This window comes from Calothrix sp. FACHB-168 (assembly GCF_963889195.1).
GTDB classification, from domain to species: Bacteria; Cyanobacteriota; Cyanobacteriia; order Cyanobacteriales; family Nostocaceae; genus Aulosira; species Aulosira anomala_A.
In genome coordinates, this window is record NZ_CAWPNJ010000042.1 from 23,048 (window position 1) to 43,716 (window position 20,669).

At 40.5% G+C, this 20,669-nt stretch carries 20 protein-coding genes; 14 read left to right on the forward strand and 6 right to left on the reverse strand.

Annotated elements, in window-relative coordinates:
• The first annotated feature begins 454 nt into the window (after positions 1-454).
• From AACW45_RS24690 to AACW45_RS24705, 4 genes are all read left to right on the forward strand, one after another.
• Positions 455-748, forward strand: a complete 294-nt coding sequence (locus tag AACW45_RS24690; RefSeq protein WP_190635300.1) for a hypothetical protein — start codon at positions 455-457, stop codon at positions 746-748.
• A complete protein-coding gene (locus AACW45_RS24695) occupies positions 735-1,976 on the forward strand; it encodes a DUF6745 domain-containing protein (RefSeq protein WP_190635302.1) in 1,242 nt (413 codons plus the stop codon). Before AACW45_RS24690 ends, AACW45_RS24695 begins: the two co-directional genes overlap by 14 nt.
• Positions 1,977-2,346: 370 nt before the next feature.
• Positions 2,347-2,658: an RNA recognition motif domain-containing protein gene (locus tag AACW45_RS24700; RefSeq protein ID WP_096642494.1), complete on the forward strand. Its 312-nt coding sequence runs from the start codon at positions 2,347-2,349 to the stop codon at positions 2,656-2,658.
• Between the two features lie 295 nt (positions 2,659-2,953).
• The gene (locus AACW45_RS24705; RefSeq protein WP_190635304.1) at positions 2,954-4,516 is read left to right on the forward strand and encodes an NAD(P)H-quinone oxidoreductase subunit N; all 1,563 of its coding nucleotides are present in this window, start codon (positions 2,954-2,956) and stop codon (positions 4,514-4,516) included.
• A 42-nt stretch (positions 4,517-4,558) separates the two neighbouring features.
• On the opposite strand, the gene AACW45_RS24710 is transcribed toward AACW45_RS24705, so the two are convergent.
• Entirely contained in the window at positions 4,559-5,848 is a 1,290-nt protein-coding gene (locus AACW45_RS24710) for a sensor histidine kinase (RefSeq protein ID WP_190635307.1), read from the reverse strand.
• Positions 5,849-6,133: 285 nt separating this feature from the next.
• On the opposite strand from AACW45_RS24710, the gene AACW45_RS24715 reads away from it, so the two are divergent.
• Positions 6,134-6,580 (forward strand): hypothetical protein, encoded by a 447-nt coding sequence (locus tag AACW45_RS24715; RefSeq protein WP_190635309.1) that lies wholly within the window; start codon positions 6,134-6,136, stop codon positions 6,578-6,580.
• Positions 6,581-6,678: 98 nt separating this feature from the next.
• Here AACW45_RS24715 and AACW45_RS24720 read toward each other — a convergent pair whose 3' ends face one another.
• From AACW45_RS24720 to AACW45_RS24730, 3 genes are read right to left on the reverse strand one after another with little or no spacing between them, the layout of a single operon-like run.
• Complete coding sequence (locus AACW45_RS24720) at positions 6,679-7,887, reverse strand: NupC/NupG family nucleoside CNT transporter (RefSeq protein WP_190635384.1); 1,209 nt, start codon at positions 7,885-7,887, stop codon at positions 6,679-6,681.
• Between the two features lie 35 nt (positions 7,888-7,922).
• The gene (locus AACW45_RS24725) at positions 7,923-8,054 is read right to left on the reverse strand and encodes a hypothetical protein (RefSeq protein ID WP_277880431.1); all 132 of its coding nucleotides are present in this window, start codon (positions 8,052-8,054) and stop codon (positions 7,923-7,925) included.
• Between the two features lie 11 nt (positions 8,055-8,065).
• Positions 8,066-8,293 carry a hypothetical protein gene (locus AACW45_RS24730; protein ID WP_190635311.1) on the reverse strand — a complete coding sequence of 76 codons (228 nt, stop codon included), beginning with the start codon at positions 8,291-8,293 and terminating at the stop codon, positions 8,066-8,068.
• 514 nt (positions 8,294-8,807) lie between these two features.
• Here AACW45_RS24730 and AACW45_RS24735 point away from each other — a divergent pair.
• The 6 genes from AACW45_RS24735 to AACW45_RS24760 all read left to right on the forward strand — a co-directional run bounded on the left by AACW45_RS24735 (position 8,808) and on the right by AACW45_RS24760 (position 14,765).
• Complete coding sequence (locus AACW45_RS24735; RefSeq protein WP_190635313.1) at positions 8,808-10,112, forward strand: acetyl ornithine aminotransferase family protein; 1,305 nt, start codon at positions 8,808-8,810, stop codon at positions 10,110-10,112.
• 72 nt (positions 10,113-10,184) lie between these two features.
• The gene (locus AACW45_RS24740) at positions 10,185-11,105 is read left to right on the forward strand and encodes a DUF1338 domain-containing protein (RefSeq protein WP_199331222.1); all 921 of its coding nucleotides are present in this window, start codon (positions 10,185-10,187) and stop codon (positions 11,103-11,105) included.
• A 296-nt stretch (positions 11,106-11,401) separates the two neighbouring features.
• Positions 11,402-11,599 carry a hypothetical protein gene (locus AACW45_RS24745; protein WP_190635315.1) on the forward strand — a complete coding sequence of 66 codons (198 nt, stop codon included), beginning with the start codon at positions 11,402-11,404 and terminating at the stop codon, positions 11,597-11,599.
• A 268-nt stretch (positions 11,600-11,867) separates the two neighbouring features.
• Positions 11,868-12,092, forward strand: a complete 225-nt coding sequence (locus AACW45_RS24750; protein ID WP_190635317.1) for a ribbon-helix-helix domain-containing protein — start codon at positions 11,868-11,870, stop codon at positions 12,090-12,092.
• Positions 12,079-12,477 carry a type II toxin-antitoxin system PemK/MazF family toxin gene (locus AACW45_RS24755; RefSeq protein ID WP_199331223.1) on the forward strand — a complete coding sequence of 133 codons (399 nt, stop codon included), beginning with the start codon at positions 12,079-12,081 and terminating at the stop codon, positions 12,475-12,477. The genes AACW45_RS24750 and AACW45_RS24755 overlap by 14 nt, the downstream gene beginning before the upstream one ends.
• A 740-nt stretch (positions 12,478-13,217) precedes the next feature.
• Positions 13,218-14,765, forward strand: a complete 1,548-nt coding sequence (locus AACW45_RS24760) for a radical SAM protein (protein ID WP_190635319.1) — start codon at positions 13,218-13,220, stop codon at positions 14,763-14,765.
• Positions 14,766-14,865: 100 nt separating this feature from the next.
• Here the strand turns inward: AACW45_RS24760 and AACW45_RS24765 are convergent, their stop codons facing one another.
• Positions 14,866-15,735: a hypothetical protein gene (locus AACW45_RS24765; protein WP_190635320.1), complete on the reverse strand. Its 870-nt coding sequence runs from the start codon at positions 15,733-15,735 to the stop codon at positions 14,866-14,868.
• A 48-nt stretch (positions 15,736-15,783) separates the two neighbouring features.
• Positions 15,784-16,278 carry an Lrp/AsnC family transcriptional regulator gene (locus AACW45_RS24770; protein WP_313933801.1) on the reverse strand — a complete coding sequence of 165 codons (495 nt, stop codon included), beginning with the start codon at positions 16,276-16,278 and terminating at the stop codon, positions 15,784-15,786.
• A gap of 640 nt (positions 16,279-16,918) precedes the next feature.
• Between AACW45_RS24770 and hppD the strand changes: the two genes are divergently transcribed.
• The 3 genes from hppD (at position 16,919) to AACW45_RS24785 (ending at position 20,635) form a co-directional block, all read left to right on the forward strand.
• Complete coding sequence (gene hppD, locus AACW45_RS24775) at positions 16,919-18,022, forward strand: 4-hydroxyphenylpyruvate dioxygenase (protein WP_190635322.1); 1,104 nt, start codon at positions 16,919-16,921, stop codon at positions 18,020-18,022.
• An 83-nt stretch (positions 18,023-18,105) separates the two neighbouring features.
• On the forward strand, positions 18,106-19,287 hold the full coding sequence (locus AACW45_RS24780) for a homogentisate 1,2-dioxygenase (protein WP_190635324.1): 1,182 nt from the start codon (positions 18,106-18,108) through the stop codon (positions 19,285-19,287).
• A 427-nt stretch (positions 19,288-19,714) separates the two neighbouring features.
• Entirely contained in the window at positions 19,715-20,635 is a 921-nt protein-coding gene (locus AACW45_RS24785) for a hypothetical protein (RefSeq protein ID WP_190635326.1), read from the forward strand.
• Positions 20,636-20,669: the final 34 nt, after the last annotated feature.

Consider the following 20,669-nt stretch of genomic DNA (forward strand, 5'->3'; position numbering starts at 1 on the left):
AAAAGAATAGCCGTTCAGCTAAACAGAAAAATTTAAATGATTTCGGCGAGATGTGACAATAAAACGTCGCGCTTTTGCATGTGAGTTTATCCTCACACAAAATGCCCATGAGGGTAAAAATCCGCTACAGTTTGGGCACAGTCCTTTCCAGATAATAAGGTAGGAAAACGCTGGCTGTGAATTTCCAGCTATTTCCATCTTTAACTTATCAAGAGCAAAATTGGCGACTACAGTTTTCAAAATACCCCCAAAGTGTAATATAGCGATCGCTCTTGTTTTCGGCGCAAATCAGGGATCGCAGGTGATGAAGGTGAGTTGATTTCATGATTCCTGCTTCCTTTGTGTCCCCTTACCTTATCTCTCATTCCCTATTCTGCAAAAGGTTGTGCCAAAATTAAATCAAAATTGAGAGCAAAAGCGAAGTGGGTTTTGTACCTATCTTGGAGCCGAGACTATGCAACCAATTCGTCAAGGTGATGTCATTTTACAACCTGTGCCACAAGTTGAGGGAGAAAAGATACCTCATTTAACTTTGGCAGAAGGTGAGGTAACTGGGCATAAGCACCGGATTATCGAAGGCGATGCTAAATTGTTCTTGAAAAATGATACTCTTTATCTACGTGTTTATTCTCTGACTGCTTTACTAAGTCATGAGGAACACAAGGCGATCGCAGTTCCTCAAGGTCATTGGATGGTGAAAATCCAAAGAGAATACGAGCCTTCTTCCTGGCGCTATGTTGCAGATTGACAAGTTAACCCCCGAACAAGAAGCTTTAATTCCAGTTTATCGGGAGAAGTGGCGAAATATTGCACTTTCAAATGAACGAATCGATCGTGAAAAAGCTGCACAAGCAGTAAAAGCAGCCTACATAGCAATTGGTAAGAATGCTCCTAACATTATTTTTTATGAAAGTCCTTATTTAGCTCTAAAAAATACTATCTTTGATAAGCTTGATTACTTAAAACAGGAATTAAATAACAAAGTTGTTAGCCAATTAAATAATTCACCAATTAGTAAACTAAAAAAGCTGCAACGGGATTTACTAGAAAAGCCTCTAGAGCAATTGGGAAGACAAACTTTGTTTTTCAAAAATCTGAGTTATTCAATATATCCTCAAGTTTTTCAGGATATCAACATCGATGAAGAACTATTCGATGAACTAGTGTATGGTAAATTGAATAACAATTTTTCAGATATTTTAGGTTTTAGGCTAAGTTTTGTACTAGAAAACTACAGCAGAATATATCTGAATGAAAAACTACAAAGTGAAGATTGGCAACAAATAAACCTGCAACTCGGAACTCGGCTATCATCTTCTCTCCAAGCCAGTTTATCCTCTTACATCAATAATTTTTTGGGGCTATGTTTTCAGCCAGAAGAAGAGTGTAAAATTAACAGCTTTCGGGATTTTATTATTACTTGTGTATGGTGTTCGGAAATTTTTCCAGACTTGTTAATATATCAATCTTTAATTAAAGAGTGCGGATGGATTTTTACTTTTGATAAAGCTGTAATTATCTGCGATCGCCCGCTTTATATTCGCTTAGATAATCAAAATCGCCTCCACGCAGAAGGAGAACCTGCAATCGAGTACGCTGATGGATTTAGCCTCTACTCCTATCACGGTGTCACCTTACCTGAAAAATACGGTAAACTCCACCCGCAACAATGGCGATCGCAATGGTTATTAACAGAAGATAATGCCGAACTGCGGCGAGTGTTAATTCAAGGTATTGGTTATGCTCGAATTTGCCAAGAATTACAAGCCATTGAATTAGATACCTGGAGAGAATATACCCTACTAAAAATTGACGCTGATGTGGATGCAGAGCCAATTTACTTATTAAAAATGACTTGTCCCAGCACCGGATTTATCCACGCTTTGCGCGTTCCACCGGATATGACATCAGCCCATCAAGCTATTTGCTGGGTAAATTGGGGGATTGCGCCAGAGGAATTTGCAATCCAAACCTAAGAGCAATACGGTTCAGTTAAGGATAAATGTAGGTTGGGCTTACCGTGTGTAAACCCAACAAAGCGCCGAAAATGTTGGGTTTCGTCCCTCAACCCAACCTACGCCTTTGATTCCTTCTTTCCTGTTCCCTCCCTACGGAAATAATTTCACCGAATCAAAGCGGATTGCTATATTAGTCGAAATTATAAAAAATTTTGTATTTTAGCACACATGATGACAAATGGATAAGATATATTGCCAAATCGCAGAAAAGTTGTGTTAGCATAAAATCGGAGAAGTTCAATTCGGCGGTCAAAATCTTGTTTTTATTTATAATTGCAAGTTGCTCTCCGGATAAGCATCTCTGCATCAATGGATTCGGGAGAGTTTCATGTCTATTTACGTAGGTAACCTATCCTACAGCGTCACACAAGACGACCTCAGCAAAGTATTTTCGGAGTACGGTACTGTTACGCGAGTTCAATTACCCACAGATCGGGAAACTGGACGCGCACGGGGCTTTGGTTTCGTGGAAATGGAATCATCAGCCGCCGAAGATGCAGCTATTCAAGCTCTAGATGGTGCTGAATGGATGGGGCGTGTAATGAAAGTTAATAAAGCTAGACCACGGGAGGACAAAGGTAGTCGCTCTGGCGGTGGCAATTGGGGAAGAAATGCTAGCGGATACTCAAGACAATATTAAGACTTGAGGCGATGCATCAAGGCAGCAAGATAAAAAGCCTTTAGCTAAAAAAATTATCCCATATTTAGCAGCTTCGGTAGCATACTGGACTGCTTATTTAATAAAAAGCAGTTCAAAATATCGCTGAACTGCTTATTTTTGCGTGAAATATTGAATAATGGATTGGCAGTAGAGAAAATGAATATAATTTACTCTATGGAATCGGACAAAAAGGTTTATGGAACTTTGGTTCAGAACAATAGATAGAATGAACAAAGTTAGCCTTGATGTCTAATCGCCAAAACCTATACAACTCATGGATTTTGCTAATCTTGCATCCCAGCTAAATGCGGGAACGATTTTACCAGAGGGTATTGTCATTCTCACCCTCTTGGGGGTTTTGATTGTTGATTTGATTTTGGGGCGTACATCTTCACGCTGGATTGGGTATCTAGCGATCGCAGGTTTACTCGCTGCGATTGTCGCCCTGAGCTTGCAATGGGATGCTACTAATCCCATTGCTTTTAGCGGTGGCTTTAATAGTGACGACCTCAGCATTGTCTTTCGCGGTATTATTGCCTTATCTGCCGCCGTCACTATTTTGATGTCCATTCGCTACGTGGAGCAGAGTGGCACCGCTTTAGCAGAATTCATCGCGATTTTGTTAACCGCTACCCTGGGGGGAATGTTTTTATCCGGGGCTAGTGAGTTGGTGATGATTTTCATCTCCTTAGAAACCCTGAGTATTTCCTCTTATTTGTTAACAGGTTATACCAAGCGTGACCCACGCTCAAATGAAGCAGCACTAAAATATCTGTTGATTGGGGCTTCCAGTACAGCAGTATTTTTATATGGCGTGTCCTTGCTTTATGGTTTATCTGGCGGACAAACTCAACTAAGTGCGATCGCCGATGGCATTGCCAAAGCACACATTGGGCAGTCATTGGGTATAGTCATTTCTCTGGTTTTTGTAATTGCCGGTATTGGCTTCAAAATTTCTGCTGCTCCCTTCCACCAATGGACTCCAGACGTTTACGAAGGCGCTCCTACCCCAGTGATTGCCTTTTTATCTGTAGGTTCCAAAGCAGCAGGTTTTGCCCTAGCTATCCGCTTACTCACCTCAGTCTTCCCCCTAGTCGCTGACGAATGGAGATTCGTCTTTACTGCCCTTGCAGTTCTTAGTATGGTGCTGGGTAACGTAGTTGCTCTCGCCCAAACCAGCATGAAACGAATGCTAGCCTATTCATCTATCGCCCAAGCTGGGTTTGTGATGATTGGGATGATTGCTGGTACTGAAGCCGGATATGCCAGTATGATTTTTTACTTACTGGTCTATCTGTTCATGAACCTGTGTGGCTTTACCTGCATTATTTTGTTCTCCCTGAGAACCGGAACAGACCAAATTGCCGAATACTCTGGCTTATATCAAAAAGATCCACTCCTAACATTAGGCTTGAGTATCTCCCTGTTATCTTTAGGTGGTATTCCTCCATTAGCAGGATTTTTCGGCAAAATTTACTTGTTCTGGGCAGGTTGGCAAGCTGGCCTTTACTGGTTAGTTCTGTTAGGCTTAGTTACCAGCGTTGTCTCCATCTACTACTACATTCGTGTAGTTAAGATGATGGTAGTCAAAGAACCCCAAGAAATGTCAGAAGTAGTGCAAAATTATCCCCCAGTGCAATGGAATTTACCTGGATTTAGACCTTTGCAAGTGGGTTTGATAGTAACTTTAATCGCCACTACTATTTCTGGGATTTTGTCAAATCCTTTATTTACTTTAGCTAACAATTCAGTTTCTCATACTGCAATATTGCAAGGAACTACTGCTGTTAGCACTCAGGCAAGTGCCGTTAACATCGAGCAGCCAGAGAAAATGTAAATTGAACGTCGGTAATGGGTAATTGCTCACAACAATTATCCATTACTTGTTTCGAGAATTGATTGGTAGAGTAATCACAAATTCTGCACCTTCACCAAAAACAGAATTTACCGCAATTTTTCCCCCATGTTTATCAACAATAATTTGTTGAGTAATAGATAAACCCAAACCTGTACCTTTGCCTACAGGTTTAGTTGTAAATAGATGGTCGAATATTTGTGATTTAATTTTATCGGGAATACCCAAACCATTATCTTGAATAGTAATTAAAATATTATTTTTATCGCCAATTAATTGAGTTTTGATTTTAATATAATTAGGATTTTTGGCAATTTCTTGATAGCTGCGTCCTAAATTAGACTCTTCTAAAGCATCAATTGCATTACCTAAAATATTCATAAATACTTGGTTTAATTGCCCAGGAAAGCATTCTATATTTGGTAGATTATCGTAATCGCGGATAATTTCAATAGCCGGACGCCGATTAGAAGCTTTTAATCTATGTTTGAGAATTAAAATAGTGCTGTCAATGCCATCGTGGATATTAAAAGCAATTTTCATAGCACTATCAGCACGAGCAAAGGTACGTAGAGACATACTAATATCGCAAATACGCTCTACTCCCTCATCCATAGAATCGAGAATATGGGGAAAATCTTTGAAAATATATTCTAAATCTATTTTGGCTGCGTGTTTGGCTATTTCTGTTGCTGAGGCTTGATTTTTATAGAGATGAATGTGATCGATTAAATCTTGCATATATTTTTGTGCAAAGGTGAGATTACCTTGCACAAAGCTAGTCGGATTATTAATTTCATGCGCAATTCCGGCGACTAATTCGCCCAAAGTGGACATTTTTTCACTTTGTACCAAACGCTGTTGAGATTGTTTTAACTGTTCCACAGTCACAGTTAATTCTGCTGCTCTTTGTTCTAGCTTTTGGTTGAGATAAGATAATTTCAAATGAAGATTGATCCGCGCTAATACATCGGCTGGCTGAAATGGTTTGGTAATGTAGTCTACTGCACCAAGATTTAAACCCTTGACTTTATCTACCACATCTGATATCGCAGTCATAAAAATCACGGGAATATTTTGAGTAACTGGGTTTGCTTTTAAGCGTCGGCAAGTTTCAAAGCCATCAATTCCCGGCATCATCACATCTAATAAAATTAAGTCAGGCAAAATTTCTTGCACTTGTGCCAAAGCTATCTCGCCATTTTCTGCTAGTGAGGCTTGTAAACCGCAAGCTTGTAAATAATCAAACAGTAATTTGGCATTGTTTGGGTTATCGTCAACAATCAGGATCAGGCTTTGTTTATCAGTAACCATATTTACAGGTGTCAAATGTACTGTTTCAGTAACTGGAGAATGGCTAGTACGTCTATATAACTTTAAATTCACATTGATACACGATCGCTCCGGAGGCGATCGCTTTTTGAACAGTGTTTAATATCCATTAGCACAAATACTATAAGTATGTGTTGCTGAAACTATTTCACAATCAAGCTATTAGCTTGATAGAATCATGGAATGATTGCGGCTCAAGCTAAAAACCAAAGTTAAAAAGACAATAGTTAAGCTATAAACACAAAAGATAGTGTTGGATATGAATAAGTGCGAAATCGTCAATTCATTTATACCTTGTTTGCCATTAGCTTAGTGGGAATTCTCGGCTTTTCTTACATATCAGAGCAGCCCATCGGGAAGTGTTATAAACGCGGATTTATCGCTTCAACTAACCAAAAACACTATATTTCTCCCGAAAAAATCGTGATTCAGCCTTGGCGGGGTCAACATCATGTTTATGGGATTTTTCAGATTCCCAACGGCTATATTCATGATTATTTGCTGCAATTGCGGTTACCAACAAACACCATTTACTGTGGAACTGTGTACTTTAGTATACATTCTAACCTCAATGGAATTACTGCCCAACCAGGTAATTATTTAGTCAAGGGATATGTCAATACTAGATTAGCGTTGTGGCTCATGGTACAAGGTCAACTCGATCATCTACAACAACCGAGTAATTGGAGCCTGGGGTACGTTAGGAAAGAATGAGGCAGGGAAATGACAATTGTAGAGACGCGATTAATCGCGTCTCTGATTAATCGCGTCTCTGATTAATCAGATTAATCGCGTCTCTGATTAATGACAATTTATACCAACATCCCCGCAATACAAGCGGTGATAAAACCTGCCAATAAGCCGCCAATCATGGATTTTACACCCATTCGTGCTAAGTCGTGTTGGCGATCGGGTGCTAGACCGGCAAGTCCGCCTATGGTAATTCCAATAGAGCCGATATTCGCAAAGTTACATAAGGCGTAAGTAGCAATGATTATCGCTCTTTGAGAAATTTTGCCGCTAGCAATTAATGTTTTTAAATCTAAAAAAGCAATAAACTCATTAAGAATGGTCTTTGTACCTAATAATGCGCCTACTTGCAGACAATCCGCCCAAGGTACACCCATCAACCAAGCTACAGGAGCCATAATAAAAGATAAAATCCACTGCAATGATAACTGGGGTAAATTAACAAAACCTCCTAACCAAGCTAAAAAAGCATTGAAGGCTGCTAGTAAACCCAAAAAGGCAATGATCATCACGCCAACATTCACTGCTAGCTTGACGCCATCAATTGCACCTGTGGTGATAGCATCAATTACATTAATATAATTTGTTTCCACATCTAGCTTGGCATGACTAGCAGTTTCTGATACTTCTGTTTCTGGGTATAGCAGTTTTGACACGACTAAAGATGTGGGTGCAGTCATAAAGAAAGCTGCTATTAAGTGTTCTGCAGGAATGCCAAATGATAAATAAGCGCCTAATACTCCCCCAGCAATGGTAGCAAAACCGCCTGTCATTACAGCATGAAGTTCCGATTGAGTCATTTTAGCTACATATGGCTTAACTATTAATGCTGATTCAGTTGGCCCTAAAAAGATATTTCCCGCACAGGATAAGGACTCGGAACCTGATGTTTTCATTGTTTTAATCATTATCCAGGCAAGTCCATTGACTATGCGCTGTAAAATTCCGTAGTAATATAAAACACTGATAAAAGCAGAGAAAAAGATAATTGTGGGTAATACTTGAAAGGCAAATAAATGATCCTTGAAATTGTCGCCAAAGACAAATTTTGCGCCCACATCAGAGAATGCTAAAAAATTACTGACAACATCTCCTAAAGTTTTAAATACAGTTAAACCACCAGGAGTTTTGAGAATTAATAGAGCGAATGTAAATTCCAAACCCAACCCCCAGGCTATTGTTCGCCAACGAATAGCACTGCGATTCACAGATAAAGCGTAAGATATGCCTAGAAAAACTAAGATACCAAAAGCAGAGATAGCACGTTCCATAATAAATCCCCAGAATTTACTGCTTTGAGGCTTGGTCACAAAGCATACACAAAAAGAGGATTATGGGCTAGGGCTTGTTGATTGTTGATTGTTGACTGTTGACTGTTGATTGTTGACTGTTGGGGACTTACAAAAAATAAATTACCCAAATTCCGTAGTGCGAGCATCTTGCTCGCTTTTAAATACCAGCGAGCGAGACGCTCGCACTACAAATTGATTGGGTATTTAAAAAATTGGATGTCCCTTGACGGTTGACGGTTGACGGTTGACGGTTGACTGTTGATTGTTGACTGTTGACTGTTGACTGTTGACTGTTGACTGGGAAAAAGATTTTTTCTTGACAAAAAAAAGACCCCCGGTAATTAGCCGAGGGATTCTGCAAGTCGGTATTGTCGCACAAAGACATTCGCGAATTTCAAGATACCAACATGACAATTAAAATATCTGCCAAAATGCCAAATCTATATGTTTAGAGGATTGTAGAGATTAAGGTTCGGATCGGTTATCAAATTTAAGCTTTTTTACTGCTGTGTGATGTCCCAAATTACCGCAGTTGATTGTGTGGCGAAAACGGAAGATAAATTTTGTCATGAAACGTTGAAAATCTTGATTGTCTCAGGGTTACCTCTGCTTCATGGGTGAGGTAAATCATACCGCAAATATGCAACACGGAAAATTTTGATTATGCTAAATTTAGTGGACATAATATTCCGGTTGTGCAAAATAACCAGACAAGAAACATTTGTCAGGATAGTTGTTGATGCCAAGCTCAACTGTTAATTAAAAAGTTGATGTTTAGGCTTGTATTTTGTGTTTGGCGATTCAAGTATAAATCTTTGACAAAGAGAATCAATTGATACTGCAAGCGCGAAAGTATCAGTTTTTAATCAAAAATTATCTTAAAAAAATCTAAAAAAACTATGTTAAGTATCTCTGTGAATTTGGGTTTACCGCGCATACCTAACTTGGTGACTGCTTTACCAGGGCCGTGCGCTCAAGCAATTATAGAACGCGATCGCAATGTTACTTCTCCTTCTTACACTAGAGATTATCCCTTAGTCGTTGCTAGGGGTGAAGGTTGTATGGTGGAAGACGTTGACGGTAATGTTTTCTTAGATATGACAGCAGGTATCGCTGTTACTAACACCGGACACGCCCACCCAGAAGTTGTAGCCGCAATTCAAGCCCAATCAGCCCAATTGTTACATATGTCGGGGACTGATTTTTATTACGAACCGATGGTAGAATTGGCGGAAAAATTAGCGGTGCGCGCCCCATTTCCCCAAGGTGCTAGGGTATTTTTTACTAACTCAGGGGCGGAGTCTAATGAAGGGGCAATTAAACTAGCTCGATATTACACTAAGCGATCGCACATCGTCGCTTTTTTAGGTGCATTTCACGGGCGTACCTATGGCGCAATGTCTTTGACTGGTTCTAAAGCCGTGCAAAGAGCTAATTTTGGCCCTTTTGTACCGGGAGTAAGTCATATTCCCTACGGTACTCACGCTAGCTTAGATTATCTAGAAAAACAACTATTCCCGACTCTATTACCACCGGAGGAAATCGCCGCCATTGTTGTAGAACCAATTCAAGGGGAAGGCGGTTATATTGTTCCTGAGTCAGGCTTTTTAGAAAGAATTCGCAATATATGCGATCGCTATAATATCTTAATGGTAGTTGATGAAGTGCAATCGGGCATGGGGCGCACCGGTAAGTTATTTGCCATTGAGCATTGGGGCGTCATGCCAGATATTATTACCACAGCTAAAGGTATCGCTAGCGGTTTACCCTTAGGTGCAATCCTTTCTCGTCCAGAATTAATGACTTGGCCTCCTGGTGCCCACGCTACCACATTTGGGGGTAATCCTGTAGCTTGCGTTGCTGGTATTGCTACCCTGCGACTGTTAGAAGATGGTTTAATAAGCAACGCTTTAGAGATGGGAGAGTTATTACAAGCTGGGTTAACACAGTTACATGAAAAATTTCCCCGCGTCTCCCTACCGCGAGGTAAAGGCTTAATGGTAGCGGTAGATTTATTAGATGAAGAAGGTAACCTTGAGCGGAAAATGCGCGATCGTATAATTCAAGAAGCCTTCCTACGCGGTTTATTATTACTTGGTTGTGGTAAAGCCGCAATTCGTTTTTGTCCACCATTAATAATTGATAGCAACCAAATTCAAATCGCCCTTGATATTCTCACAGATATCTTAGGGCATAGGGCATAGGGCATGGGGCATTGGGAAGGGAAGGAAGACAAATGACAATTGTACAGACGCGATTCATCGCGTCTCTGACAAATGATAAATGACAAACTTGCTATTCATCTTTACTCGTTACTGTGGCAAGAATATAGCGCCAGAGTAAATTATGCTCGCACCTATCAGCAAATGATTACGGCGGCTGGTGGGACTGTAGCTAACGATCACATTGCTTTGCGGTCTTTACGTATGTCTATTGATACCCCAAAAGGTTTAGTTAACTTGGGGATTAACTATCTGGAACAATTAGCTACAGCTTTGGGTTACGTAGCCGCAGGGGAATATACATTTCCCGAAACTCATTTATATGCCCGTCATTATACTCATCCTCATGAAGCAGAATTTGATTTACCTAAGTTATTTATCAGCGAGTTAATTGTTGAGAAATTACCGGAGAGAATTATTCAACTTATCAACAAAACAGTATCTTCATTTCAGGAAGAACTGATATTTTCTCTAACTGATTCTCTACTAGAAAATAGCAACGTAGAAACAATTGCTCAACAATTACACAAAATATTTACTCGCCCTTGGCTACCTCCGCAACGTTTGGTGGTGGAAGAAGTTAACGAAGTAACTCAATATGGTGCTTGGGTATTGTTACATGGTTATGCTGTTAACCATTTTACAGGCTATGTGAATCGGCAAAATACACCAAAATACCCAGATATTGATGCTACTGTTAGCGGTTTAGTTAATTTGGGTGTACCGATGAAAGCGGAGATAGAAGGTAATATTGCTTGCGGTTTGCGGCAAACTGCTACTCAAGCTGTTAAGGAAATGGTAACGGTGTTAGATGATAACAGTGGTGCGGAAATTCAGATTCCCTGGACTTACGCTTATTATGAAATTGCCCAGCGTTATCCTGTAGAAATAGAACCGGGTAAATCTAGACTGTTTGATGCTTTTTTGGGTAAGAATGCCCAGCAATTATTTGAAATGACACGGGTTGACGGTTGACGGTTGACGGTTGATGGTTGACTGTCCGTATTATTAGTTATGCAATTTAGACGCGCATTAGCTTAGGGTAGGGGGCTGGGGGTTGTCTGTTTGTGAAAGAGCGATCGCGTTTAGTATTGTGTTAAAAATGATACTGATTTAAATATTGTTTGCGGTACATCAATATAATCTAGAGGGCATGGCGGTGCCAGTGCCCCTACCATGTTTGGCATTCTTTTTTAAAATTGGTATGGCAATTAAGGGCAATTTGCTATAAATAGCAAGTTCTCGCAGTCGTTTTGATTGGCTTCAATGTTGTGTTGATTGCAATCAATGTTGCTTTGATTCGCGTCAATGTTGTGTTGATTGCAATCAATGTTGCGTTGATTGTCGTCAATGTTGTGTTGATTGCAATCAATGTTGTGTTGATTGTCGTCAATGTTGTGTTGATTGCAATCAATGTTGTGTTGATTGGCTTCAATGTTGTGTTGATTGCAATCCATATCGAGGTGTGATGTGTCAGACAAGGGACTCCGCACCCATTGGATTAAGGTGCGATCGCATTATTGCTGCACATTAACGCCGTCAAACTACAAGCCTGGGGCTAAACAAACATAGACGCGGAGCGGCTTCCCGCAGGGTAGCCTGTCTACACAGGCTAAATTATATGCATTTTCATATTAAATTGGTATTAATTCACCGCTTTGCGTTTAAGCATTTTTGGGCTTCGAGATTCAACTACTATATTAGTATGAATTATTTTTACTACTAATTGGTAGGAATATGAATGTCGAAAAACTATCCATCTCCTTACCACGGTCTTTAGTGGAGTTTATTGAAAATTATAAGCTGAATAAAGGATGTAAATCTCGTTCTCAAGTGATTGAAGAAGCATTAGAATTACTCCGAAACCGGGAATTAGAGGAAGCTTACCGACAAGCATCTGCTGAAGTTGATAACGATTGGGATATCACAGTAGCAGATGGGTTAGCAGATGAAACGTGGTGAGGCAGCGCGTTGCGGGGGTTCCCCCCGTTGTAGCGACTGCCGAATCCGTAAGGGTGATATTTATTACGCTGACCTTAGTCCTACAATAGGTTCAGAAATGGGTAAACGCCGCCCAGTGCTAATAGTAAGTAATGATATCAGTAATAATGCTGCTACTACTGTGACAATTTTACCTCTAACTTCTAATGTTAGCCGGGTTTATCCCTTTGAGGTTTTGCTGAATCCAGATATTAGTGGCTTAACAAAGCCTTCTAAAGTACAAGCACAGCAAATAAGAACAATTTCCAAGCAGCGCATTATTAGCGAAGTTGTAGCTAGTTTAAACGAAGATGTGATGATACTAATTGATGCGGCTTTGAAATTGCATTTAGGCTTGGGTAACTAGCATAACCTCAACGGCTATATTCATTAGACCTCTTGCACGAATGCAAAACTTGCCCTCATCCCCCAACCCCTTCTCCCAATATTGGGAGAAGGGGAGCAACTTTCAAAGTCCCTCTCCCATGCATGGGAGAGGGATTTAGGGTGAGGGCTTTTGATTTATGCAAGAAGTTTATTGAAAGCGGTGGGAAACTTCATCCGTGGGTAGATAGGGATAGCCGAAAAACTCCATCTCCTTGTGGGTGGAGTTTTTCATTTTAAATTTATTTATAAATACTCCCTAAGAAGGAAGCTAAAATTTAAAAATTAATTTTATCCACACTCTAATACCAATTTCAATAATCTTTGCGACACATCAAAATATTCTAGAGGGCATGGCAGTGCCAGTGCCCCTACAATCTGTCGCATTCTTTTTTCCCATTGGTATAACCTAGCTTTTTTGCTGCCATTTCTTGTAACTGAATTGTTTAGACTTCGCTCACAAAAAAATTTTTATAATTTTATATTTGCTTATGTTAAGTTATGCATCAAAATCTTAAATTTACTATGTTAACAGCTAAATAATCAGCTATTTTTTGTGTTGAAAAATACAAAATTCCACCCACAAGGTTATGGAGTTTCCCGCCGCTTTCAAAGTTTGAGCGATCGCCTGGATATTGAATTCGCAAACTGTTTCGCCCAAGAGTGCCAATTATGACACAGCAAAATAACTCTGCGTTTATCTCTCATTCTGCAACCTCGACTATGGCATACAAAAAGCGTCCCACTATTGGATTGATTGAACCGCCAGCTACGGGATTATACGATGCAGACGGTAAAAATTGGACTTCTTTATATAGACATCGTTCTTTAATTAGCAAGCAAGTTTTAATTGCTGACTTGCAAGCAGGTGGATTTGATGCACGTTTAGTCAATCTCAGAGATGACAATTATAGTCAAGAATTTGGCGAGATTGACTGGAAAGGAATGACTTTGCGGAAAACCTACGTCGGAGGTAAAATTTCTACTCTTGACCCAGAAGCTTACGATGCTTGGGGTATTACAGTCAATTTCTCCCAAGATCGTCAAGTCAGTTGTATGGTGATTGAGCATTTAGCAAAAGGCGATCGCCCCATTGTCGTGGGTGGTTCGGATGCGCTAGCGGAACCGCAGCATTACTTTAAAGCTGGCGCAACCGCAGTAGTTCAAGATAAATCTGGGGGCGCAAATTGGGCGATTTTCGATTATGTACTGGGAAAAACTCCACGGGAAGAACTCTCAGGGGTGATTCTCGCAGATGGTAAACAGTATGCGCGAAAAACGAAAGCCAAAAGTCCCGATGAGTGGGCGCTACCTTCATTGGAAGTGGCGCAAGAATGTTTAGGAACGCTTCCCAATGTGCAGGGATTTGTACCCGTTGGTTCTTTGGTTGCAGATATTGGATGCGATCGCACCTGCGATTTTTGCATGACACCTACCTATGGTACTGGTTTTCGCAGAATGTCGCCAGAAACATCCCTAAAATGGTTAGAAATTCAGAAACAGGTGGGAGCGCGTTCAATTAATATCGGTTCCGATCAATTCCTCGCCCGCGTACTGTTTCCCGGAGGAAGAGAGGAAATCCTCGCAATTACCAATGGTGCGCGGGAAATGGGAATCACTCTCATGTGGCCGAATGGTTTGGAACTGCGGAAAACTACTCTTGGCGCTGGGCGTAATTATGATAGCACTGACCTCAGACCGGATGAAGAACTGATTGAAGCTTTATTTGGCTGGGATGGTAAAGTGGGTTGTCCTTTGGCTTATATTCCGGCTGAACGTCCGGTTTTTGGACGAGAAGCGTACAAAAAGCTGGTACCTTGGCAAGAGCATTGTGAATTGATGAAAGCTGTAGTCAGAACTGGTGTACCTGTGGTGACTTATGGCATTATTATTGGGCTACCTGATGATGACCATGAGGACTTGCTACGTCTGGAGGAAGCAATTACAGAACTGGTGGATGAATTGGTAAAGATTAATCCCAAGTTGGAATTTCAAACTTCTTGTTACAGTATTATTCCCTTACCTGGAACTCCCCAATCGTTTAATTTACGGAAAACCGGAATGCTTCAGTTTGAAGATACTTGTCTTTGGGGAGTATGGACGACTACTTCTAATACTCGTCATCTTACTTACGAGCAGGTTTCTGATTGGCAAATTCGTCTGTCTAATATTCGCAAAGCGCCGGCGGAATTTACTAACTATAACGGGGAATATTCAGCGATGGTGAGTACGGCTTCCTCGAATGACTCTAAAATTGTGTTGGCAGGTTGAATTTTTAACGCATAGGCGCTTCGCCTTCCCGCAGGGTAGGGGCGCTAAGGTAAACGCGGAGGTACGCGGAGGATGAGTTAGGGGTTGATGAAGGGTTTTGTTAAGGTAAGAGTCTGAGTGTTTTGAGATCGTCTATTGGTTCTTGAAATGAACAGGAACCGAAGGAACGAAAGAATTGGGTTCTGGCTGACTTTATTTCTGCAATATTTAGTTGGTAATTTTTCCAGGAAAGGCGATCGCTTGTAAAGTGAAAGTTGTCTGGAGATGTTTCTTGTAGTATTTCTACGGCGATTTGTGGTGTGATTTTTTGCTGATAAATTAGTGTGGATAAAACTATGACGTTCAAGAAGCCTTGCATCAGGGCGATTGGGCTGTTTGGTTCGCTGGTTACAGGATATTTACTGAGTAATGGATGATGCAGTCCGGCGGTGGCTTTAAAGGTAATTTGCGCTTGTGCAAAGGCGAATATAATTTGGTAAAGTTGCGCAAAGTTAGGGAAAGCATCAACTGTGACGCCGCCAGTACGGATTTTAGCGGCTGCGCGAGGATGTTGCAATAAGGGTAAATAGCTTTGTAAGTCGCTGTTAAAGGGAATTTCAAAGAATGATTCTACATCAGGAGGAATTAAGGGAAGGATATTTTTGATTTCTGTTGCTGGAAGGGGGGGAAATTCTAAAGAGGCGATCGCAATTTTCGGATTATTGAGTGAGTTTAGTTGAGCGATCGCTTTTTGCACATCTCCAGTCATAATTATGCTGAGTAACCATTGCGCTGGATAATCGGGTAAAAGCTGTTCAAATTCCTGCAAACGAGAAATTGGTAATATAAACCGACCTAACATCCAACTGTAAGGTGTTGTCTGATATTGAGCATAATTCGCCATTGCTGGCTGTAATTCCAATTTTGCAGGCGGAAATAACCCAGCATAATCTACAACCGATGACAGCAGCGCCTTTACTGATGAAACCATTACATTTCACCTCCTACCAATGACTATTGACAAATGACAAATGACTATCTAATCCAATGGTAATGAGGTTGAAGCTTTAATTTCATTCAGCACAATATTTGTCTGGATTCTATCTATACCAGGAATGCGGGTAATTTTTTCTGAGAGTAACTTAGCTAAGTGCTGATGGTTAGGAACAACCATTTTTAAGAGATAGTCAAACTCGCCGCTCAGATGGTGACATTCTAAAACTTCTGGTAATTCTTTGATGCGATCGCAAAAAATACCCACGCATTCCGGTTGATGATTAGTTAATGTAACCTGCGCAAAACACAGTAAGTCTAAACCTAGCGCTTCGCGGTTCACCAAAGTCACATAACGATCGATTGCGCCTTTTTCTTCTAGCTTGCGCAATCTCTTTTGTAACCCCGGTATTGAGAGATTCACGTGACGCGCTAATTCCGCGAAGGTAATGCGGCTATTTTCTTGTAAGAGACATAACAGTTGTCTGTCTATTTCATCCAATTGTTGCAGGTGTTCTAAGGTTTTAATTGTTGGCTTCACTTTTACAGTCTCCAATCCTACTGATAACGCGCATTCCTGAGTGTGTTTTTCTAGACAGCACTCAATCAATACTCATAACTTTTCCTGATGATAGCCACAAAGCTAATTTCCTCCTAGATGTAGAAGGAAATCCCTGTTATTGTTGGTATTTTTAGAATATCCCTAGATAGGGTAGTTAAAACTACATTCTAAAATTATCTTAAAAGTTAATATTTTACACTTGTAGATGCTTGTTAGTAAAATTTATAATCTAAACTAGGAGAGTATAGTTTATAATCTCAACTCAAAAATTGACAGTAAACGATAGATTATTGCATAAGGCATTAGGTAAATCTGCCGATAGGGAGACGTTTTCTATAAAAGTCAGAATTAATGAGGGTTTAGCTCTCATCTATTTTGCTTTGCATTCTTATTTCACCAAATTCAACATTTGGTAATGTTTCATATTAATAGGACTTACGCAAAATCATGAAAAAACGAACCACGAAGTACGCAAAGAACACGAAGTAAAGAGGTTTGGGAGAGTTATCGCGTAAGTCCTGATTAATTCTACAAAAAGCCCAAATTAATATTTTAAAACTCTTCTTTTTCTGTCCCTTACCTTTTGCCATCTACCTGATATTAAATGAGGGAATAGATAATGAACGATTTCTGCCCAATTAAACGCATCGACCATTTAGAATTTTATGTTGGTAACGCCAAGCAAGCAGCGCTATTTTACGCTCAGTGTTTTGGATTTACAAACACAGCTTATCGCGGATTAGAAACCAAGTACCGCGAAACAGCATCTTATGTGATGCAACAGGGAAATATTAACTTTGTTTTAAGCTCAGGGTTAAGTCCAGATCATCCTATTGCTAAAAGTGTGTTGAAACATGGTGATGCTGTGGGGATTATCGCCTTAGAAGTACCGGATATTGTCAGCGCTTATCAGCAAACAACTAGCCGAGGTGCAATTGGCGCGATCGCACCTACAGAAGAAGAAGATACCTATGGAATATTCCGTTATTCCGCCATTCGCGGTTATGGTGACACCCTAATTAAATTTATCGATCGCAGCGATTACGCAGGGGTATTTGCACCTAGTTTTGAGGCACAAAATAAAGCCCATCTCAAAAGTCCAGGTTTGGGACTTAAAGCGATAGATCATATAGTTGGTAACGTTGAATTAGGCGCAATGGAACGTTGGGTAGAATTCTTTGCCGAAACAATGGGTTTTAATCTTTTAGTAGAGTTTGATGATAAAACCATTACTACCGAATATTCTGCTTTAATGTCCAAAGTCATGCAGGATGGTACGGGAAAAATCAAATTACCAATTAACGAACCTGCTAATGGTAAACGCAAGTCGCAAATAGAAGAATATTTAGAATATAACTACGGGCCGGGAGTGCAACATATAGCCTTAGCCACTGACAATATTATTGCCACAGTTAGCGGCATGAAACAAACAGGCGTTGAGTTTTTAGTTCCCCCACCAACTTATTACGATAACTTAGAAGAACGGGTAGGAAAAATTGACGAACCCATAGAACAGTTGGCAGAATTAGGTATCTTAGTAGACCGAGATGAAGATGGCTATTTACTGCAAATTTTTACCCAACCTGTACAAGATAGACCGACATTATTTTTTGAAGTCATAGAAAGACACGGCGCACGGGGTTTTGGCGAAGGAAACTTCAAAGCTTTATTTGAAGCCATTGAACGCGAACAAGCCAAGCGAGGAAATCTTGTGAGCGTGTAGAAATAATTCGTAATACTTCGACAAGCTCAGTACAAGTTCGTAATTCGTAATGAATGACGAATTAAAAATTGGAGCATAGCGATATGACTTACTACTATAAATTGGGTAATATACCACATAAAAGACATACCCAATTTCGTCAAGCTAACGGTTCTTTATATCACGAAGAATTAATTAGTATTCACGGCTTTGCTGGCGTGCAATCTTTACTGTATCACCTGCATCCTCCGACGCAAATTGAAAAGATTTTACTGGATGAAACGGTAGAAATTCCCTTTGCAGAAACAGGTGCTTTACTACATCGCCACTTACGAACAGCGACAGTAGAAACTGGTGGAGATGCGATCGCCTCTCGTATTCCCCTGATGGCGAATACAGATGTCTGCATTTTCGTAGCTCGTCCTACCGCAGCCATGCAATACTGGTATCGCTTTGCTCATGGTGATGAAGTCATTTTTATTCATGCAGGTAGCGGTATCCTTGAAAGCCAATACGGTCTTCTGCGTTATCAAGTAGGAGATTACCTAGTAATTCCCACAGGTGTATTGTGGCGAATTATTCCCGATGTGGGAATTGAGCAACGAATGCTGGTAATTGAAGCCCAGGGACATATTGAACCCCCAGCCCGTTACCTCAATCGTTACGGACAATTTTTAGAACATTCGCCCTACTGCGAACGAGATATACGCCCACCAGACGAGCTAATTACCCACGATGAAGTTGGGGAATTTGAAGTCCGAGTTAAAGCACGCGATCGCATTACCAGTTATTTATATCGCCATCATCCCTTAGATGTGGTTGGCTGGGATGGACATCTGTGGCCTTTTGCTTTCAACATCGAAGACTTTGAGCCAATTACAGGGCGACTACATCAACCACCGCCAGTACATCAAACCTTTGAAGCCCCCGGATTTGTAGTGTGTTCTTTTGTACCGCGTTTATTCGATTATCATCCCCAAGCAATTCCTGCGCCTTACAACCATTCCAACGTTGACTCTGATGAAGTTATCTATTACGTAGAAGGTAACTTTATGTCACGCAAAGGAATTGAGCGAGCTTCGATTACCGTTCATCCTAGCGGTATTCCCCACGGCCCCCATCCAGGAACCTATGAAGGCTCAATTGGCAAAGAACGGACAAATGAATTAGCAGTGATGGTTGATACTTTCCGTCCGTTGAAACTAACGAAATATGCTTTGGGTTTAGAAGATAAAAACTATGCTTACAGTTGGCTATCACATCAGGGACTAGGGGCTAGAGACTAGGGGGATGTGGAGAATTATATTTTCATGCTTGATTGTGGGATTTTCTCATGAAGAACTACTGATCTGTCGCATTAATTTTGATGGTTGAAAAAACGAACCGCTAAGACGCGAAGTGCGCTAAGGAAGAGAAAAGAAGAAGAAATTTACCCCACATAATTAATGAGACAAAGCAATAGCTACTTTCTAGCTCCATCGAAACACACCACCCACTACAAATTAAAGAAACATTAATCTTCCCTAGCCCCTAGTACTTTGGCAAGTCATCTTTGCTGGGTAAATCATTTTTTACTTCTATTCTTTACCTCTTTCTTAGTGCCCTTCGTGCCTTCTCTGCGAGACGCTTCGCGAACGCGGTTCGTTTCTTCACACATCAAAGTTAGATTGCCAGACTACTAGCCCCTAACCCCTAGCTTAACGAGGTATATTTATGAATCAAGTTATTACCAAACCAAATAATTTAACGATTTCCTCACGAATTGAAGAACGCTTACAACGAGGCGAATTAACTCAAGCTCAAGTTGAAAGTTTTCGCGATTTCTTGAATGAGGTAGAACGGGAATTTTTACAGCATCGCATCATTACTAATAATACTTATACTCGCTGGTTTAGTAATGGTACGGCAACAGATGCAGAATTAAAGCATTTTCTCAAACAATTCTCGGTATTTTCCAATCAATTTTTAATTGCAGCTTTACTCAAAGCAATTAATTCACCTACCTTGCAACAATCACGGGCTAGTCGCGAGATTTTATTAAATGAATTGGGCGTAATTTATCGCCAATCAGGCAAAAATTTAGGTCAACAAACTGCCCAAACTGAAGAACAAAAAGACCGAGAAGGTGACCCCGAATTAATAAGTACAGAAGGTACAGTAGACGGTGGAATTTGTCGTTTCCGGGCGGCTCATTTTGAATGGTTGCTGAATGTAGCTGAGGATTTAGGATTACATTACGAAGAATTAGGTAAACGCAAACACGGACGCCCTTCAACTTTACATTTTTGTGACGAATTACAACGCCTCTATGGTAGCGATGACCCGCAAATAGCCGAAGGTGCTAGCTTTGCTGTCGAAAATTGGGCTGCGGCAGGTTTTTGGCAAGAATTAGAAGACGGATTGACAAAAATTAAACAAACACGACATCCCCAATTACATTTAGCATTCTTCACTTGGCATAACCGCGTCGAAGGACAACACGCCGGACATACCTTAGAAGAACTAGAGGAAGTCTACTTTAAACCCCACTTTGATCAAGGTAAATTTATACAAGGGGGAAGAGAAATTTTAGATGCGATCGCTATTTTTTGGTACGGTCTCAACGAAGACAAATTAACCCAAATTTCCACCTAAAACTCTTAATTCTCTCTGCGCCTCTGCGCCTCTG

What these genes read in the sequence shown, in the direction of transcription:
- AACW45_RS24690 (WP_190635300.1), top strand. Translation starts at nt 455, where the DNA reads ATGCAACCAATTCGTCAAGGTGATGTCATTTTACAACCTGTGCCACAA.
- AACW45_RS24695 (WP_190635302.1), top strand. Translation starts at nt 735, where the DNA reads ATGTTGCAGATTGACAAGTTAACCCCCGAACAAGAAGCTTTAATTCCA.
- AACW45_RS24700 (WP_096642494.1), top strand. Translation starts at nt 2,347, where the DNA reads ATGTCTATTTACGTAGGTAACCTATCCTACAGCGTCACACAAGACGAC.
- AACW45_RS24705 (WP_190635304.1), top strand. Translation starts at nt 2,954, where the DNA reads ATGGATTTTGCTAATCTTGCATCCCAGCTAAATGCGGGAACGATTTTA.
- AACW45_RS24710 (WP_190635307.1), bottom strand. Translation starts at nt 5,848, where the DNA reads ATGGTTACTGATAAACAAAGCCTGATCCTGATTGTTGACGATAACCCA.
- AACW45_RS24720 (WP_190635384.1), bottom strand. Translation starts at nt 7,887, where the DNA reads ATGGAACGTGCTATCTCTGCTTTTGGTATCTTAGTTTTTCTAGGCATA.
- AACW45_RS24725 (WP_277880431.1), bottom strand. Translation starts at nt 8,054, where the DNA reads ATGCTCGCACTACGGAATTTGGGTAATTTATTTTTTGTAAGTCCCCAA.
- AACW45_RS24730 (WP_190635311.1), bottom strand. Translation starts at nt 8,293, where the DNA reads ATGTCTTTGTGCGACAATACCGACTTGCAGAATCCCTCGGCTAATTAC.
- AACW45_RS24735 (WP_190635313.1), top strand. Translation starts at nt 8,808, where the DNA reads ATGTTAAGTATCTCTGTGAATTTGGGTTTACCGCGCATACCTAACTTG.
- AACW45_RS24740 (WP_199331222.1), top strand. Translation starts at nt 10,185, where the DNA reads ATGATAAATGACAAACTTGCTATTCATCTTTACTCGTTACTGTGGCAA.
- AACW45_RS24750 (WP_190635317.1), top strand. Translation starts at nt 11,868, where the DNA reads ATGAATGTCGAAAAACTATCCATCTCCTTACCACGGTCTTTAGTGGAG.
- AACW45_RS24755 (WP_199331223.1), top strand. Translation starts at nt 12,079, where the DNA reads ATGAAACGTGGTGAGGCAGCGCGTTGCGGGGGTTCCCCCCGTTGTAGC.
- AACW45_RS24760 (WP_190635319.1), top strand. Translation starts at nt 13,218, where the DNA reads ATGGCATACAAAAAGCGTCCCACTATTGGATTGATTGAACCGCCAGCT.
- AACW45_RS24765 (WP_190635320.1), bottom strand. Translation starts at nt 15,735, where the DNA reads ATGGTTTCATCAGTAAAGGCGCTGCTGTCATCGGTTGTAGATTATGCT.
- hppD (WP_190635322.1), top strand. Translation starts at nt 16,919, where the DNA reads ATGAACGATTTCTGCCCAATTAAACGCATCGACCATTTAGAATTTTAT.
- AACW45_RS24780 (WP_190635324.1), top strand. Translation starts at nt 18,106, where the DNA reads ATGACTTACTACTATAAATTGGGTAATATACCACATAAAAGACATACC.
- AACW45_RS24785 (WP_190635326.1), top strand. Translation starts at nt 19,715, where the DNA reads ATGAATCAAGTTATTACCAAACCAAATAATTTAACGATTTCCTCACGA.